Source organism: Deinococcus sp. (assembly GCF_025362455.1).
Classification (GTDB): domain Bacteria; phylum Deinococcota; class Deinococci; order Deinococcales; family Deinococcaceae; genus Deinococcus.
Window position 1 is genome coordinate 1 of record NZ_JANYGJ010000040.1, and the last position, 16,821, is coordinate 16,821.

16 protein-coding genes are annotated in these 16,821 nt (G+C 65.1%); 8 read left to right on the forward strand and 8 right to left on the reverse strand.

Going from position 1 to position 16,821, the window contains the following annotated elements:
* Positions 1–322: 322 nt before the first annotated feature.
* On the reverse strand, positions 323–841 hold the full coding sequence (locus Q0R23_RS02670) for an alpha/beta fold hydrolase (RefSeq protein WP_293910092.1): 519 nt from the start codon (positions 839–841) through the stop codon (positions 323–325).
* A gap of 77 nt (positions 842–918) precedes the next feature.
* Positions 919–1,098 (reverse strand): hypothetical protein, encoded by a 180-nt coding sequence (locus tag Q0R23_RS02675; RefSeq protein ID WP_293910094.1) that lies wholly within the window; start codon positions 1,096–1,098, stop codon positions 919–921.
* Between the two features lie 309 nt (positions 1,099–1,407).
* Here Q0R23_RS02675 and Q0R23_RS02680 point away from each other — a divergent pair, with 309 nt between their 5' ends.
* Positions 1,408–1,932, forward strand: a complete 525-nt coding sequence (locus tag Q0R23_RS02680; RefSeq protein WP_293910096.1) for a hypothetical protein — start codon at positions 1,408–1,410, stop codon at positions 1,930–1,932.
* A gap of 130 nt (positions 1,933–2,062) precedes the next feature.
* Here Q0R23_RS02680 and Q0R23_RS02685 read toward each other — a convergent pair whose 3' ends face one another.
* Positions 2,063–2,437, reverse strand: coding sequence for a hypothetical protein (locus Q0R23_RS02685; RefSeq protein WP_293910098.1), 375 nt, complete (start codon positions 2,435–2,437; stop codon positions 2,063–2,065).
* A 313-nt stretch (positions 2,438–2,750) separates the two neighbouring features.
* Between Q0R23_RS02685 and pgm the strand changes: the two genes are divergently transcribed.
* The 3 genes from pgm to Q0R23_RS02700 all read left to right on the forward strand — a co-directional run bounded on the left by pgm (position 2,751) and on the right by Q0R23_RS02700 (position 6,664).
* A complete protein-coding gene (gene pgm, locus Q0R23_RS02690; RefSeq protein ID WP_293910100.1) occupies positions 2,751–4,391 on the forward strand; it encodes a phosphoglucomutase (alpha-D-glucose-1,6-bisphosphate-dependent) in 1,641 nt (546 codons plus the stop codon).
* Positions 4,388–4,855: a hypothetical protein gene (locus tag Q0R23_RS02695; RefSeq protein WP_293910102.1), complete on the forward strand. Its 468-nt coding sequence runs from the start codon at positions 4,388–4,390 to the stop codon at positions 4,853–4,855. The genes pgm and Q0R23_RS02695 overlap by 4 nt, the downstream gene beginning before the upstream one ends.
* 165 nt (positions 4,856–5,020) lie before the next feature.
* On the forward strand, positions 5,021–6,664 hold the full coding sequence (locus Q0R23_RS02700; RefSeq protein ID WP_293910104.1) for an ABC-F family ATP-binding cassette domain-containing protein: 1,644 nt from the start codon (positions 5,021–5,023) through the stop codon (positions 6,662–6,664).
* Positions 6,665–6,917: 253 nt separating this feature from the next.
* Here the strand turns inward: Q0R23_RS02700 and dnaJ are convergent, their stop codons facing one another.
* Together dnaJ and Q0R23_RS02710 are read right to left on the reverse strand one after the other, a co-directional pair.
* Complete coding sequence (gene dnaJ, locus Q0R23_RS02705) at positions 6,918–8,027, reverse strand: molecular chaperone DnaJ (RefSeq protein WP_293910156.1); 1,110 nt, start codon at positions 8,025–8,027, stop codon at positions 6,918–6,920.
* A 464-nt stretch (positions 8,028–8,491) separates the two neighbouring features.
* A complete protein-coding gene (locus Q0R23_RS02710; protein WP_293910106.1) occupies positions 8,492–8,653 on the reverse strand; it encodes a hypothetical protein in 162 nt (53 codons plus the stop codon).
* Between the two features lie 218 nt (positions 8,654–8,871).
* Between Q0R23_RS02710 and Q0R23_RS02715 the strand changes: the two genes are divergently transcribed.
* On the forward strand, positions 8,872–9,600 hold the full coding sequence (locus Q0R23_RS02715) for a hypothetical protein (protein WP_293910108.1): 729 nt from the start codon (positions 8,872–8,874) through the stop codon (positions 9,598–9,600).
* Positions 9,601–9,631: 31 nt separating this feature from the next.
* Here Q0R23_RS02715 and ndk read toward each other — a convergent pair whose 3' ends face one another.
* Positions 9,632–10,048 (reverse strand): nucleoside-diphosphate kinase, encoded by a 417-nt coding sequence (gene ndk / locus Q0R23_RS02720; protein WP_293910110.1) that lies wholly within the window; start codon positions 10,046–10,048, stop codon positions 9,632–9,634.
* A 433-nt stretch (positions 10,049–10,481) separates the two neighbouring features.
* On the opposite strand from ndk, the gene Q0R23_RS02725 reads away from it, so the two are divergent.
* From Q0R23_RS02725 to Q0R23_RS02735, 3 genes are all read left to right on the forward strand, one after another.
* On the forward strand, positions 10,482–12,482 hold the full coding sequence (locus Q0R23_RS02725; protein WP_293910112.1) for an ABC transporter permease: 2,001 nt from the start codon (positions 10,482–10,484) through the stop codon (positions 12,480–12,482).
* Entirely contained in the window at positions 12,479–13,390 is a 912-nt protein-coding gene (locus Q0R23_RS02730) for an ABC transporter permease (protein WP_293910114.1), read from the forward strand. Before Q0R23_RS02725 ends, Q0R23_RS02730 begins: the two co-directional genes overlap by 4 nt.
* A 194-nt stretch (positions 13,391–13,584) precedes the next feature.
* The gene (locus Q0R23_RS02735; protein WP_293910116.1) at positions 13,585–14,784 is read left to right on the forward strand and encodes an AI-2E family transporter; all 1,200 of its coding nucleotides are present in this window, start codon (positions 13,585–13,587) and stop codon (positions 14,782–14,784) included.
* 326 nt (positions 14,785–15,110) lie between these two features.
* Here Q0R23_RS02735 and Q0R23_RS02740 read toward each other — a convergent pair whose 3' ends face one another.
* Both Q0R23_RS02740 and Q0R23_RS02745 read right to left on the reverse strand, forming a co-directional pair.
* A complete protein-coding gene (locus Q0R23_RS02740) occupies positions 15,111–15,482 on the reverse strand; it encodes a VOC family protein (RefSeq protein ID WP_293910118.1) in 372 nt (123 codons plus the stop codon).
* 145 nt (positions 15,483–15,627) lie between these two features.
* Positions 15,628–16,518, reverse strand: coding sequence for an aldose 1-epimerase (locus Q0R23_RS02745; protein ID WP_293910120.1), 891 nt, complete (start codon positions 16,516–16,518; stop codon positions 15,628–15,630).
* Positions 16,519–16,821 lie beyond the last annotated feature (303 nt).

Sequence of the window (16,821 nt, forward strand, 5' to 3'; positions counted from 1 at the left end):
TGTCCTCGTGAACGGACGCCCATGAGGACGCCACTCGTCCCCATGAGGATGCCACTCCTCTCCTGCGGAGCTTTGCAAGTCCGCCTGGGCACGCCTGCCCGCGTCTTGGCCTGAACAGCGCCGCTGGCGACGCTAGGCCGCGTCTTGGCCTGAACAGCGCCGCTGGCGACGCTAGGCCGCTTCTTGGCCTGAACAGCGCCGCTGGCGACGCTAGGCCGCTTCTTGGCCTGAACAGCGCCGCTGGCGACGCTAGGCCGCTTCTTGGGCACACCCTGGTAAGACGACTACTTCGCCAGCACAAAGGCACGCACGTTCTCCACGATCAGCGCCTCGGTGGCCTCGCGGCTGGCGTGCCGTCGCCTCTCTGGGGACCGTAGCGGCCAAAGTAAGAATGCACCGCGCCGGGGAGCCGCACCAGTTGCGTGCTGGCGGGCAAACGGGGCAGTCCGGCCTCGACTTCCTGCGGGGTCGCCACGCCGTCGCGCCCGGCCAGCAGATCGAGCACCCGCAGCTTCGAGTCGCGCAAGCTGACAGTGTTGGCCGGGTACGCACCCATCAGGATCAGGCCCTTGATCCGGCTGGGGTTGCTCCCGGCGTACTGGGCCGCCACCGCGCCCCCCAGGCTATGCCCGGCCAGGAACAGCTCCTCCCCTGCCGGAAGCCGCGCCAGCACGTCGTCGGCGCGGTTGGGTGAGAGCAGCGCCAGGTCCAGCGGAAAACGCACAATCACGGTCTGGATGCCGGAGGGGGCCAGCGCTTCGCCCAGCCAGCGGTAGGCCTCCGGCTTGACCCTGGCGCCGGGATAGTAGACCAGCGTGGCCCGGAGATCACCCCGCGCCAAGTATGTCCTTGCTAACGTTTCGGGCTTCCGCAAAAAGCGCTCCATCCCTCCACTCCCGCCAGGACATACTTTCTTCCTCACTCGCTCCGCTCGGTAAAGCTAAAGCTTGACAAGGAGATACTCAAGGTGGTGATGGCGTTGGGTACGGCGCTGCGCCTGGTGGTGCCCGCGCTGGCGCCGGTTTGTGCCGCCGGAGCACAGGCGCCCAGCGGCAGGGGAACGAGCAGCAGGCAGGCCATCAGGGTCAGGCGCTTCATCTGCCCAGCATACGGCGCGGCGCTTCCTGTGGCCCCTCCCCCGCGCCGGGGGCAACGTCGCTGTACTCGAACACCAGACAGGGTGCCGGGAATCCAAATGAACAAATTAACCTAAATCAAGCTTACCGCAAGGTCACTTCAAGAAAACTGGGCTGAAATGTCTACTATTTACGACAACATCAGATTCGCCACAACCGTGAGTCTAATTATCAAGAATTCTTCACAACTGATGTCTACTGCCCCCTTTTCGTAACTCAGCTTGATTGTGTTCTCATCTACACATTCCACCACTCACGCAGACTGTACCGCATGAAACACCTCATCTTTCCGACCGTGGCACAGGCCGACGCCTTCGTTCAGGACCTCCAATCGCAGGGCGTCATCCGTCCTGAGATGGGCAACCGCTCGGTGAACCGCCAGAACAGTGATATGGGCACAGGCACCATCAACACGGACACGGCGGTCATGGGCGGCGGCACTGCCGAGGACGCGGGCGAGGGCGCCGTCAAGGGCACGGGCGTGGGCCTGGTGGCCGGAGCCGTGGCGGGCGTGGTCGCCACCGTGGTCGCCACAGCCGCGACGGTGGCGACGGGCGGGCTGGCCCTGCCGGTCATCCTGGGCATGGCGGCGCTGGGCTCCGGTGTGGGCGCGGGCGTGGGCGCTATCGGCGGCGCGGCGGGCGTGGACGAGACCGGCTACCACGTCAGCGACGACCACTATGACCGCATGAGCCAGACCATGAATACCGGTGGCCGCGCCATCGCCGTCGAGGACTCGGTGCCGAACGACGTGGTGCAGGCCGCTGCGACGCGCCACGGCGGTCAGTTCGTCTGAGCGTCAGAAACTGAACGAGCAGGCTGCCCGCGTGGGTGGCCTGCTTTTTGTTGAGTGGGACAGTTGAGTGGGCTAGTTGAGAGGGACAGTTGAGTGGGATAACTGACCCGAAATTACTGGGTCTGGGCCATTACTGGGTCTGGGCCGCCGCATATTCCAGGTAGGCGTTTACCTGCGGAATGACGAACAAACCGATGGCACCGGCAATATCGAGAATACCGATCAAACCGAAAAATGGAGCGAAATCACCTCCACCGACCGCCGAAAGCACCGTCATGACGCCCCCGACCACCAGCAGAAAGGCCAGGATGATTCTGGCCCAGACCTTGCCGCTGTAGACGCTCCAGCAAATCCAGGCAGTCAGAGCAAACCGGCCAATCGGTATCAGACCGCCGCTCGTCAGCAACCCACCGAGCAGGTCCAGGGCTGCCAGTACCATCAACACGATCAGCCCAATCGTCACAATCCGGAGTCCAGCCTTGATCGTCGCCGCGTCGTTTTTCATGCGCTCATCATAACCGCATGAAACGCGAGACCTGTCAGCACATCTGCTTCCTCCACTGGGGGGGGGTTAACTATTCCCGTTCCAGTCAGGCTATTTGAACACCCCGGCCCACAACAGCAGCAGGTACAGAAGGAGCGGTATGGCCACCGATCCGGCGATCAGTTTGAATAGTCGCCACCAGTAATCCCAGAACTCGCGCATGACAGCAGCTTAAAGCAGACCTGGGCTGGAAAGTGTCCCGGTCTGGATTCAACCGGGTTCAAGCTTCGCTCAGGAAGCCGCGCCCGCCAGACTCTGTGACAGACTCTGTGACATGGCGATTTCCGAACTGGCAGGCAAGATTGCTCCGCAGCGCATCCTGACCAATATTCCGCTGCTGCTGACCAACTACTACGAGCGCACGCCCGACGTCACCGACCCGGCGCAGGCGGTCGCCTTCGGCACCAGCGGGCACCGGGGCAGCAGCCTGGAGGCTTCGTTCACCGAGGCGCACATCATGGCCATCTCGCAGGCGGTGGCCGAGTACCGCGCACAGGCGGGCATTCGCGGGCCGCTGTACATCGGCGCCGACACCCACGCGCTCAGCGAGGCGGCGCTGGCCACGGCCCTGCGGGTGCTGGTCGCGGGCGGCGTGAACGTGCAGCGGTCCAAGGGCGGCGACTACACACCCACGCCGCTCATCAGCCACGCGATTCTGGGGTACAACCGAGCCGGACATTCACAACAGGCCGACGGCATCGTCATCACGCCCAGCCACAATCCCCCGCAGGACGGCGGTTTCAAGTACAACCCGCCCAGCGGTGGCCCCGCCGATACGGACGTCACGAAAGGCGTGCAAAACCGCGCCAACGAGCTGCTGAGGGCGGGCAACGCGGACGTGAAGATGGTCAGCTACGCGCAGGCGAAAGCCGGGTCGACGGAGTTCGATTTCATCACGCCCTACGTCGAGCAGTTGCCGCAGGTGGTGGACATCGAGGCCATTCGCACTGCGGGCGTCAGCATCGGGGTCGATCCGCTGGGCGGCAGCAGCCTGCCGGTCTGGGAAGCCATTAAAGCTAGGTGGAACCTCAAGCTCAGCATCGTGAATGAGCGCGTCGACCCGGCCTTCGCCTTCATGTCGGTGGACAGGGACGGCAAGATCCGGATGGACTGCTCCAGCCCGTATGCGATGGCGAGTTTGCTGGCCCTCAAAAATGACTTCGACGTGGCCATCGGCAACGACCCCGACGCGGACCGGCACGGCATCGTGACCGAGGGCGGCCTGATGAACCCGAACCATTACCTGGCCGTCGCCATCCACTACCTGTTTTCGCACCGCCCCGGCTGGCCTGCCGGTGCTGGCGTGGGCAAAACGCTGGTGTCGAGCAGCCTGATCGACAAGGTGGCGGATGATCTGGGCCGCAAGCTGGTAGAGGTGCCGGTGGGCTTCAAATACTTCGTGGACGGCCTGCTGACCGGCAGCCTCGGCTTCGGCGGCGAGGAATCGGCGGGGGCCAGTTTTCTGCGCCGTGACGGCTCGCCCTGGAGCACCGACAAGGACGGCCTCATCATGGGGCTGCTGGCCGCCGAGATCATGGCCGTGACCGGCAGGAGTCCGTCTCAGCACTTCGCCGAGCTGAGTGAGCAGTTTGGCACCAGCGCCTACAGCCGCGCCGACGCCCCGGCGAGCAGCGCAGCCAAACAGATTCTGAGCAGCCTCAGCCCCGAACAGGTCACGGCGACGGTGCTGGCGGGCGACCCGATCACCGCCAAACTGACCCGCGCACCCGGCAACGACGAGCCTATCGGCGGGCTGAAGGTCACCACCGATTTCGCCTGGTTCGCGGCGCGGCCCAGCGGCACCGAGGACATCTACAAAATCTACGCCGAGAGCTGGAGGGGCGAGGAGCATTTGGCAGCCGTCATGCGCGAGGCCGAGCAGGTCGTGAACGCCGCGCTGGGCGCCGGTCAATGATGGTGGAAGAGGGAGTTGGACCAGAGCTGCACACCATCATCACCAGAGAGGAAATAACCGGCGTGGAGTTCGACTGGTTCGCCCGCGACGCTGCCGGACACATCGGGCAGTTCCTGGCCGTCGGCGACAGCAGCGTGCCCCAGGCCGCGCTCGCCAGCGAGGAATGGCTGGAGCGGCTGCACGTGGCCCTCGACACGCTGCCGGAACGCGAGGCCGTCAACGCCCCGGCGGGCGGCTTCGACCTGCACCTGGCCGGGCCGCAGCAACGCGGCGCCTACGTGTACGAGGCGTTGGCGGGGCAGCCAGGTCACTACCGCCTGGTCGCCTGGCCGCACACACCGCTGAGGGTCAGTGAGCTGTCAGCGGAGTTGCAGACGTACCTGGGGACGCTGACGCTGGACGTTGCCCTGGGCACGCCGCGCCTGTTCATCGGTGCGGACGGGGCGGCGCGGGTGGTGGAGTAAGTGAGGTTGACGCCCACGCCCTGAACCAGCGGGGCCACAGCGCCCGTGCTACCCTGATACCAGAATTATGAACTCATACCGGACACGCTAACTCCCTACCGATACCGTCTGAAGCCTCGACGTGCCCTATGCATGTCGGCCTGACCTGAATCGAGGTGAGCTGTTGTGAGCGTTGTCATCAGCCACGCCTCCATGTCGTTTGGAGACACCGGGCTGTTCCGAGATGTCAACTTTGAACTCCACGCCGCAGACCGCGTGGCCCTGCTGGGGCGCAACGGCAGCGGCAAATCTACGCTCTTGCGGCTGATCGAGGGCTCGCTGACGCCTACGGCTGGCACAGTGTCCACGACGGGCTCGCTGGCGTATCTGGCGCAACTCGGTGAACTGCCAGGGGAATCCTTGCTGGAGGCCATCCGCCCGGCCCGCTTGAAGGCGGCGCTGGACCAGATGCAAAAGTGCGGGGCGAAGCTGGCCGACCCTACATCCAACCACCTGAACGCCTACGCCGCCGCCGAGGAAACCTACCGGCTGCTCGGCGGCTACAATTTCGAGCAGCGGGCCGCCGAGGCTCTGGGCGCCCTGCACCTCGACCCGGCCTGGACCACCGCCCAGCTTTCCGGCGGTCAACGGCGCCGCGCCCTGCTGGCCCAACTGCTGCTGACCCCGGCCCAGACCTACCTGCTCGACGAACCGACCAACCACCTCGACTGGCCGAGCCTGGCCTGGCTGGAAGGCTGGGTCCAGGCCAGCTCCGCCGCTTTCCTGATCGTCTCACACGACCGGGCCTTTCTGGACGCGACGGTGACGCGCTGCTGTGAGCTGGAACGCGGCGAGCTGCGTGAATATGCTGGCAACTACACGGAGGCGATGGCCGTCAAAGAAACCCTGCGTGAAGCGCGGGAGCGGCAATTCAAGGCCCACCAGCGCAAGGTGAGCGCCCTGGAGCACGAGCAGTTGGCGGTCAAGCAGCGAGCGGCCAGCACCGACCGCTACAACCCCCGGCGCAAGAAGTCGGGTAGCCCGATGTCGGCCAAGAACCGGGCGCAGGACGTGGCCCTGACGCTGGCCCGCCGGGCCAAGGCACTGGAAAAACGGCTGGACCGAATGGAAGCCCCCGAACGCCTGCTGACCGAGCGCCACCGAGTCGCCGTTCAGCTTCGCAGCGGCGAGCATGGACCCAACGACGTGCTGGCGCTGAGTGATCTGGAGATCCGGCACGGCCCAAGCGTCATCCTGAGCGAGCTGAATTTGCATGTCCGGCACGGGGAGAAAATCGCGCTGATCGGGCCGAACGGCAGTGGCAAGAGTACGCTGCTGCGAACCGTTCTGGGACAGCATCCGGTGGCTGGCGGGCAGATGCGGCTGGGCAGCCTGACGGTGCAGTGGGCCGGACAGGGGCACGAGGAACTGGCTCCCTTCGAGACTCAGCAAGGCGCCCTACTGGCCGTGGACGAACGGTTGACCCCTCAGCAGATGTACGCCGCGCTGGCCCGCCTCGGTCTGCCACGCGACCTACATCACCGCCTGGCCGATCTGTCGGGTGGTCAGCTCACCCGGCTGGCGCTGGCCCGCCTGAGCCTGAGCACGACGCAGCTTCTGGTGCTCGACGAACCGACCAACCACCTCGACGCAGCGGCGATTGAAGCGCTCGAAGATGTGCTGGAGGCGTACCAGGGCACGCTGATCTTCGCCTCGCATGACCGCCAACTGGTCAGCCGCGTCGCCACCCGCTGCTGGTGGGTCGAACACGGGCGCGTTCACGATCTGGAAGGCGGTGTGCTGGAGGAGGGCGAGGGGCGGCAAGGCTAGGCCATCAGGAAGCGCCCGCCCTTCTGAATAGTTGGAGGCGGGCGCTTTGGCTTTGTTGGTGAGGTTGAGATTCAGAACCTGGGGCAACCATCCCCCCAAACCTCATACGAGATTAACTTGATTCCCAACTATTGCGGCGACACGTTGTTGACCCCTCGCCCCTTGCGGGAGAGGGGTGCTGCGGAGCAGCGGGGCGAGGGGAACCACCGGGCAGCAGACCCGCCCCATGCATGTGGTTCTTTTTAATCCCGTATCACTCCCGCCCGAAGATCTTCTTGCCGATCTTGTCGAAAAAGCCGTGCTGCTCCGGCACCTCTTCGCCCGTCGCCTGGGCGTAGGCGGCCAGAGCCTCGCGGGCTTCGGGCGTGAAGGTCTTGGGCACCACGACCTCGTAGACGACCACCAGGTCGCCGCTGCCGCTGCCCTGGAGGCGGGGCATGCCCTGGCCGCGCAGCCGCTGCAACTCGCCGTGCTGGGTTCCGGCCTTGACCTCCACCATCTGGGGGCCGTCGAGGGTGGGCACGCTGACCCTGCCGCCCAGGGCCGCCACCGGAAAGCTGATCTTGGCCGGAAACACCAGATGCTCGGCCTCGCGCTGGAGGCTGGGGTGCTTTTCCATCTCGATGTGGACGTACAGATCGCCCGCGCCGCCCGGTCCCTCGTTGCCCATAGCGGCCACCCGGATGCGGTAGCCCTCGTCGATGCCTTTGGGGAGCGCCACCTTGACCGTCTCGGCCTTGAGGGTGCGGCCCCGGCCCCGGCAGACCTTGCAGGGCTCCTCAATAATTTGGCCCTCGCCCCGGCAGGTCGGGCAGACTTGCTGGGTCATGATGTTGCCGAAGATGGTGCGGGCCTGGGCCTGAACCTGACCGGCACCCTTGCAGGTCGAGCAGGTCTTGGGCAGCTTGCCACCGGGCTCGGACTTCTGGCCGTGGCAGTGCTCGCACGTACTCAGGCGGTCCACGTCCACCGGCACCTCGGCCCCGACGCGGGCCTGCTCCAGCGTGACGCGCACCTCGGTTTCGATGTCCTCGCCGCGTGCCGGGCCACGCCGTCCACGCCCACCGACCGCGCCGCCAAAGAGTTGCTCGAAAATGTCCATCGGGTCGAAACCCGCCTGGCCAAAGGGGTCGCCGCCCGGCATGCCGGAAGCGCTGGGCGCACTGCCGAAGCGGTCGTAGTGGGCGCGCTTCTCGTCGTCGCTGAGCACCGAATACGCCTCGTTGATCTTGGCGAACTGCGCGGCGGCGCCCGGCTCCTTGTTGCGGTCCGGATGGAATTTGAGCGCCAGCTTGCGGTACGAGCTTTTGATTTCGTCGCCGCTGGCCGTGCGCGTCACGCTCAGCAGTTCGTAGTAGTCCACGTTCATAGCACCTCAGGGGCCGCCGTGCCTTTTGTGGCGTCGACGCTAAGCACAATCTTAACATGAGGGCACTCAGGAAAAGTGACGGGGAGGCGGCTTGTGCGACAGCTTGTGGCCTGTAGCGTGTGGCTTGTGGGCAAGGCGAATGGCCGCTGATGGAAAAGACGCGGCGCCGCCAGCCGGTGACAGGAGTGATACCAACTCCGATTAAGTATCTCCTTGCTAACGTTTCGGGCTTCCGCTTCTTGGACAGAACAGACGCGCCTGGGCACGCCTGCCCGCTCCGCTCGGTAAACCTAAAGCTTTACAAGGACATATTTAATTCATTGACAACGGCCACCAATGAAAGAGGGTCTGGCGCGTCAGGAGGTCGGGTCGCGTCTCAAGCCAGACACAGCGCTGTCCGAGGGTGTCGGTCAAGTCTTGGAGGGTGCCGAAGCACCGATTGGCAATCGTGGCGTCGGTCAGCGTCCACAGCCGTGCATCGTCCCCACGCTACCGATCTTGTCGTTGACCTCTGCGTGAGCCGTGCCGGAACAGAGCACCGCGAAACTCAGCCGCACCCATTCCACCCACTGCCCACTTCCGGCTTTCCAGTAGCGCCCCAAGCCGTAGCACCTCTTCAAAATCCGCCATGTCGGTGGCTGCCCCGCCGCGTAACAGATGCGCCAGCCGGGACAGCCAGTCGAGAGGCGGCAGAGGTCACGCGGGCATCATAGGCGGCACGTACGTGCGCTCAGGCGCGGCGTCCAGAGCACCGCTTTCCTACTTCGACGGGTTTTTGACACCTGTTTATCTACTCTGCCGGTCAGATGCGCCCTGACGCGGCGCCGGGAGAAGCGACATGAAGAGATCCACCTCGGCATTTGCCCTCGCCCTGATGCTCATTTCGCCCCTGAGTCTGGCCCAGACCAATTTGAAATTGAGCGTCAACGGCGAGAGCAGCAGCGTGAGCGCCATCGTCGTGGGCGGCCAGACCTACGTGCCGCTCGGCGCCCTGACCGCCGCCGGAGCGAGTGCCACCACCACCTCCAGCAGCCTGAGCCTGACGCTGCGCACGCTGCCAGGCGGGAAGGTGGCGGCTGCGCCTGTCATCAGCGGCAGAGGCGGCGCCAATCAGCTCGCCGCGCTGGAAGGCTGCGTCGGCGAGACGCTGTTCAACGGCGTGTGGCGCTTCAAAGTCAGCAGCCTGAGCGCAGCCACGGTGGAAGGCAAACCCGGCTACCTGGTGACGCTGGAGATGCGCAACGGCACCCCGCGCCCCCAGTACGTCTACGCCACCGGCCTGAGCACCACCAGCGGCGCCTATACCCTGGCGGCTGCCGACGGCAACACCGGCATCTGGCGCACCAATTACACCCTCAACGATTTCGCCGACCGCACCATGCCCCAGGCCGGGCTGTTCACCTACACCTTCAAGTTCTGGCCCGACGACGACAGCACGCCGGAGCAGGCGGCTCAGGCTCCGGCCAAGTTCATCATGCGGATCAACACCCAGTACGTCAGCAAAACCGACCAGCCCTACAGCGTGCCCGACCCCAGCTTCCGGGTGAACCTGACCTGCAAGAAGTAATGAGAAAAGGCCCTTCCAATCTGACCTGACGCTACTTCAGCAGTTCACTCTCGCTAAAAAACAGCTTCAGCTCGCGCTCGGCGCTCTCCGGGCTGTCGGAGCCGTGGGTGATGTTTTCCTGGGTGGTGGTGGCGAAGTCGGCCCGCACCGTGCCGGGCGCGGCGCTCTCTGGGTTGGTGGCGCCCATCATGGCCCGCCAACCGGCGACGGCGTTCTCGCCTTCCAGGGCCATCGCCACCACCGGGCCACCCGTGATGAAGTCCACCAGGCTGCCGAAAAAGGGGCGCTCTTTGTGTTCGGCGTAGTGGGTCTGCGCGACCTCACGCGAGATCACCATCTGCTTGAGGCCCACCAGTCGGTAGCCCTTGCGCTGGATGCGGGCGAGAAGTTCAGGCGTCAGGCCCCGGCTCACACCGTCGGGCTTAATCATGGCGAAGGTTCGTTCCATAGCGCCCCAAAGATAGCAGGCTGGTGCCAGGCACCGGTAGGTGAAGGTGAGCTAAATACAGTCTCCGATTGAATCCCGTATGAAATCCCGTATGAAATAGGGGCTCAGGTCCGACCAAGCGTCCAAGCGTCGTCATCGGCGCTGCCCTGGACAAGAACGGGAGTGGGAGAAAGTACGGCCCTGTGTACGGCCCTGTGCGGGGGCAGACGTGCAGGCGGCGCGTCTTGTCCAGAACGGGAGGAGTGGCGCCTTGATGGGCGTCCGTTCACGACGATGCACCTACCGGGCGTCTTGGCGAGAGCGGCACGTACCTTGCCTCGCCGCCTGGCCGCTTTCCCGACTGTGCGGGAATGGAGCGCAGGGCCGTATAAGGTGCTGCTCACCGGGCGCCGGGGCGGCACACGGACCTCACAGGCTCCTTTAGAATGCAACGATGCTTGATTCCGTGCCGCCCGCTCCGGCGCAACCCTCGCTCGTCGCAGCGCGCCTGAGCCTGATCTTCGCTGTGGTGGCCCTCGCCGGTCTGTTCGTGTTTCCCTATGGCACCCTCAGCCGCAACTCCGACGCCCAGGCGCTGCTGCAACGCTTTCCCGCCGGAGTGATCAACTTTACCGGCGCCGCGTTCGAGAACCAGCCGAGCGTGGCGAGCGCGCTGGCCGTCGGCTGGGCCACGCTGGCGGCGCTGATTCTGACCGTCATGGCCGCCCTGCGCCGCTCTCCCTGGCTGTGGATCGCCGCACTCCTCACGCTCATTGTCGGTGTGGCGGGGATCATCCTGTTCAACGGCTCGCTGGGCGCGGCCACCGCCGAACTGGTCGCCCAGGGCGTGCGGCCCCGGCGCATCCCCTGGCAAAGCGGCGGCGTGCATCTGGGGCTGTTTTTGCCCGCGCTGGCCGGGCTGGTGGGCACCTTCGCTGGCCTGAGCAGGTACCCGGCCTGGTGGGAGCGCCTGAACCGCCTCCGCAGCCTGCTGGTGCCCGTCGTGGCGATTGCGCTGGCGATTGCCGTCGGCGCCGTGGTCGTGCTGGTGGTGCAGCCCGCGCCGAACGCCCTGAACCGCGCACTCAGCCTCGGCGAGCTGTTTTCAGGCAAGCTGGACGTGGTGTGGTACGTCTACACCACGCTGTTCGCGCCGATCAGCAACCTGGGCGGCCTGTTCGATTCGCTGAAACTGGCCACGCCGCTGATCTTTACCGGCCTGGGCGTGGCCTTCGCCTTCCGGGCGGGGCTGTTCAACATCGGCGGCCCCGGTCAACTGACGCTGGGCGGCATCTTCGCCATGCTGGTGGGCATTTATGTTCCGCTGCCCGCCGCGCTGCTGATTCCGGCCACGGTGATCGCCGCAGCCTTTGGCGGCGCACTCTGGGGCGCCATTCCGGGCTTGCTCAAGGCCCGCTTCGGCTCCAGCGAGGTCATCAATACCATCATGCTCAATTACATCGCCTCGGCTATCTTTATTTTTCTGCTGGGCGCCAACAGTTTTCCCTTTTTCGGCAAGACCTTCGGCCTGCCCTTCAAAGCCGGGGGCTCGGAGGCCAAGAGTCTGGAATTTCCGGAATCGGCCCGGCTGTCGCGTATCTCGGAGCTGCTGAGCTTCTCGCGCGGCGGTGAAACGCTGTTCTCGCTGGGGCCGGTGCTGGCGCTGCTGACCTTCGCGGCGCTGTACTTCGGACTGCGGCGGGTCCGGGCGCGGCTGTGGATCGCCCTCGGTGCGGGCTTGATCGTGGGCGCGGCGACCTGGCGCACGGTGGGCGTGCCGGTGACGGGGACCTTCGGCGCCAGCCTGCTCAACACTTCTTTTCTGATCGCGCTGGCCGGTGCCGTGCTGGTCGGCGTGCTGCTGTGGCGCACCGCCACCGGTTACGCGCTGCGGGCGGTGGGGCTGAGTCCGGCGGCAGCCGAGTACGGCGGCATCAGCGTCGGCAAAAACACCATTCTGGCCATGACCTTATCCGGCGCCCTGATGGGCCTGGCCTCGACCCACTACACCATCGGCGGGGCGCTCGACGAGTACCGACTGAAGACCAACATGCCGGTGAACGTGGGCTTTGACGGCATCGCCGTGGCGCTGATGGGTCAGAACACGCCCGCCGGGGTGGTGGCCGCCGCCGTGCTGTTCGGCACCGTCGATACCGGCGGCGTGACGGTGGACCGGGTGCTCGACAAGGTGAACAAGGACATCGTGACGGTGCTCAAGGCCCTGATCGTGCTGTTCATCGCCGCCGGGGGCTTCCTGAGCCGCCGCGTCACCGATGCGCCGCCACCGGAGCTGGAGAAGGCCGCCGGACACGGTGCCAGCTCGCCGCCGCCCACCACGCCGCCCAGCACGCCGCTGCCCAACCTGGGCGCCCACCTCAACACCCAGTCGCTCAAAGCGGATGATGGCGAGGACATCGGGGCCAAAGAAGACAGCAGCCAGGGAGGTAAATCATGATCGAATTTTTCCTCTCGCTGCTGAGCGTCACCTTTGCCGTCACCTTCGTCCGCTCGACGGTGCCGCTGCTGCTCACGGCCCTGGGCGGGCTGTACTCCGAGCGCAGCGGCGTGGTCAACATCGCGCTTGACGGCCTCATTATTTTTGGGGCACTGGCGGGCGCGGTCATCACCAAGCAGCTCGACGCGCCGCTGGGCGCCGCCGCTCCCTGGGCCGGTTGGCTGGGCGGGATGCTGGTCGGCGGCTTCGTCGCCTGGATTCACGCCGTCTTGAGCATCCGCTACCGGGCCGATCAGGTGATTTCGGGCACCGCCATCAATCTGCTGGCGACGGGCGTGCCCCCGGTGGTGCTGACCGCCATCTACAACACCAGCAACGAGAGCCCCGCCGTCGAGCACGCTCTGCCACTGTGGGGCGTGGGCGACTTCAAGTTCAGCCCGCCGGTGTATTTTGCCGTGCTGATGGTGCTCCTCACCTGGTACGTCATCTACCGCACGCCGTACGGTCTGCGGCTGCGGGCCAGCGGCGAGCATCCCGGCGCGGCGTCGAGCATGGGCGTGAACGTGCGGCGCATCCGCTACAGCGCCGTGATTTTGTCGGGCGTGCTGGCGGGCACGGCGGGCGTGTTCCTGAGCATCGGCAACCTCGACGCCTACGTGCGCAACATCAGCGCCGGAGCGGGCTTCATCGCGCTGGCGGCCCTCATCTTCGGTCAGTGGAAGCCGCTGGGGGTCTTCGCGGCCACGCTGCTGTTCGGCTTTTTGCAGGCACTATCGATCAAGCTCGGCGGCGGCAACCTGCTGCCCGACACGCTGGTGCAGGCGCTGCCCTACATGATTACCGTGCTGGCGCTTATTTTTACGGGTCGCAGTCGGGCGCCCAGAGCAGTGGGCAAGCCGCTGGACTGAGGGGGCCGGACGGAACCCTGAGCCGCTGCCGCACGTAAGTCTGTTGAGGCTCAGGGTCGTGATTGGATTTCAGCTCTGAGCACAGGCTTTAGATCCTCTTCACTGTGCCTGGTTTGACCGCCCACACAAACTCAACTTGCTCAACTATGCCTTCTATGATGCGCCCGCTATGATGCAGCCCGGAGGAACTCCCTGTGCTCCCACCCCCACAACCATCCGCAGAACCCGGCGCCGTCAACCCCAGTGAAGTGAACAGCAGCGAAATAAACTCCACTGCCATTCACACTGACAACGCCTTTCAATCCGTCTGGCGCAATCCTTATGTTCGGGCCGTCGTTTTTCTGCTCCTGCTCTACGTCGGCTACCTGATTTTCGGTTCGGTGTCGCATGTGGTCACGCTGGGCATCATCGCCTACGTCATCGCCTACCTGGCCCACCCGCTGCTGGTCTGGCTGGAAAAGCGCAAGATTGGCCGGGGTTTCGGTGTGCTGCTGACGCTGATTGTCATAATCGGCCTGGTGGTGCTGGCGTCTAGCCTGCTCGTCACCATCTTCAACCAGCTCTCCACACTGGTGAGTGATCTACCTCGCCTCACCAAGTTGGCGCTGACCCAGGGCTGGTTCGTTAGCCTGACCGAGCGTTTTCCAGCCCTTCAGGACGTAAGTAAACAAATCACTGAAATTACCAAGAATGGAGCTGTCGGCTTGCAACAGACTCTCCAGCCGTACATCGAAAAAGCCCTACCCTACTTGCGAGCCAACAGCGGCGCCTTCCTCGGCGGGGTGCTTAGTGTGGCGGGTATTCTCGGCGAGTCCATCGCCGTGCTGATTATGAGCATCTACATGATGATCGACTACGAGAAGATCGGGGCGAACTTCCTGGGGCTGTTTCCGCGCACCTGGCAGCCGTTCGTCCTCGACCTGTCGGGCAACGTGGGCCGGGCGGTGGGCGGCTATCTCAAGGGCCAGCTCATCATCGCCACCTTCGTGGGCGTGTTTATCGGCCTGGCGCTGGCGATTGCGGGCATTCCCAGCGCCCCGGCCATCGGCTTTATCGCGGGCGCCTTCAACGTCGTGCCGTACCTGGGCGTCATCATCGGCATCACCCCGGCGCTGCTGCTGGCGGCCTCGGCGGGCGGCGCCGTCACGGTCAAGCTGCTGATCGTCATCGGCGTATTCGTCGCCGCCAACCAGATCGAGGGCCACTTCCTCTCCCCGATGGTGCTGGGCCGGACCACCAACCTGCACCCCGTCACCGTGATTTTTGCCATCCTGGTCGGCCTGACCGTCTACGGCATCCTGGGCGCCCTGCTGGCCGTGCCGCTGGCCGCCCTGGGCAAACTGCTGCTTCAGGAGTACTACTATCCCAGCCGGGCCTACAAGGAAGGACCGTAGCTGGATTGAGCAATCGAGGCGGGGCGGCTTACAGGTCGCCCTGTTTTCGTTTTAAGTATCTCCTTGTAAAGCTTTAGGTTTACCGAGCGGAGCGGGCAGGCGTGCCCAGGCGCGTCCGTTCTGCCCAAGAAGCGAGTGAGGAAGAAAGTATGTCCTTCTTGGGCACAGCGGCACCCGTATGAGGCCTGCCCGCTGGCGGGAGTGGACTCGCAGAGCTCCGAAGGAGAGGGATGGAGCGCTTTTTGCGGGCAGGCGTGCCCAGGCGCGTCCGTTCTGCCCAAGAAGCGGAAGCCCGAAACGTTAGCAAGGATATACTTAGACTTTTGTTACGCCTGAAGCAATTCTACCTGCCGCCCGTCCGGGTCGAGGACGAAGGCCATAGGGTTGCCGCTGGGGCTGAGGGTCAGCTCGCGGGAGAAGGTGACGCCTGATTGTCTGAGCTGCTCGATGCTCGCGTTCAGGTCGCTCAGGTGCAAGGCGATGTGTTCAGGCCAGGCCGGATGCGGGCGCGGCGCCTCGCCGGTCATCTGGAAGAATTGCAGCTTGCCGCCGCCTGCGTAACCCAGTACGACGCGGCGCAGACCGTCTTCAGCCCGCATGTCTTTCTGGAGGCTGGCGCCCAGGCCGGTGTAAAAGGCGATCACCGCGTCGGCGTCGGCGGTCAGGAACGAGACGTGCTTGAGGGTGACGGTGGGCATGCGCTCAGAGTAGCGCAGCACCCGATAGGCACGAAAAAAGCGACCACACGGGCCGCTGATTCCTATAGGTTAGCGCCGTATTACTTTGGTGTCAAATTTATGCACCGAGTTTATGCACCCGCTCCAGTTTATGCACCCGCTCCATTCACCACGCCCCCTCCAGCGTCAGCCGCACGGCCCCGGCCAGCGACTGCCCCGGCGAGAGCACCTTCATATCGGTGCCCAGCACGCCCCGCGCACTCAAATTAAAGGCGTCGGTGGCGTGCGAGACCGGCTCGATGGCCAGCGATCCGTCGGGCGCCGTAAAAATAACCAGGTGCGAAAACACGTTGTCGGCGGTGATGGTCAGGGCACGCTCCTCCCAGGCCAGGCGGGCGGTGCCGTCCCAGGAGGCGAACACGGCGTCGAGGTGATCCGGGCCGATGGGGCGGGGCTGGGCGAACTCCAGCTCCGGGGGAACGTTCTGGGCGCCGTCAACGGGGATATTCGAGGCGTCGGCCTGATACCAGCCGCCCGCGTTGAACTGCACCGTGGGCTCCTGAGCGCCCTGGAGCCGCTGGAAGTAGGGGTGCAGGCCCATCCCGGCGGGCATGTCGACCTGATCCACGTTGGTCAGGGTTACGGCGATGTCGAAGTGCGGGCCGTGCAGGCGGTAGTCGAGCTGGGCGGTGAAGGCCCAGGGCCAGTTGATATCGCCGAAGTTCCGGCTGTCGAAAGCGCAGCTCAGGGCCGTCTCGGCGCTCTGAGTCACCTGCCAGGGCCGGTTGCGCACGTCGCCGTGCTGGACGTTGTGGCCGCCTGGGCCGGGCCGGAGCTGCACCGCCCGCCCGCCGAACTCGAAGCGGGCCTCCCGAATGCGGTTGCTGTAGGGCAGCAGCGCGAACGAGGCGCTGGCGCTGCTGGCGGTGACCGAAGCGGGGTCCACAGGGCGCATCACCGGACGCCCGGAGGCCGCTTGCAGATTGAGAATACTGGCGCCCAGCTCCGGCAGCACCGTCAGGGTCCACGACTCGTTTTGAACAGTAGCCGACTTCATAAAGGCCAATATGTCAGAAAAAACCGGGTGATACGGCCCTGCGCTCCATTCCCGCACAGTCGGGAAAGCGGCCAGGCGGCCAGGCAAGGTACGTGCCGCTCTCGCCAAGACGCCCGGTAGGTGCGTCGTCGTGAACGGACGCGCCTGGGCACGCCACTCCTCCCGTTCTGGTCAAGACGCGCCGCCTGCACGTCTGCCCCCGCACAGGACCGTACCTTCTCCTACCCCCGTTCTTGTCCAGGGCAGCGCCGATGACGACGCTTGGACGCTTGGTCGGACCTGAGCCTCTATTTCATACGGGAT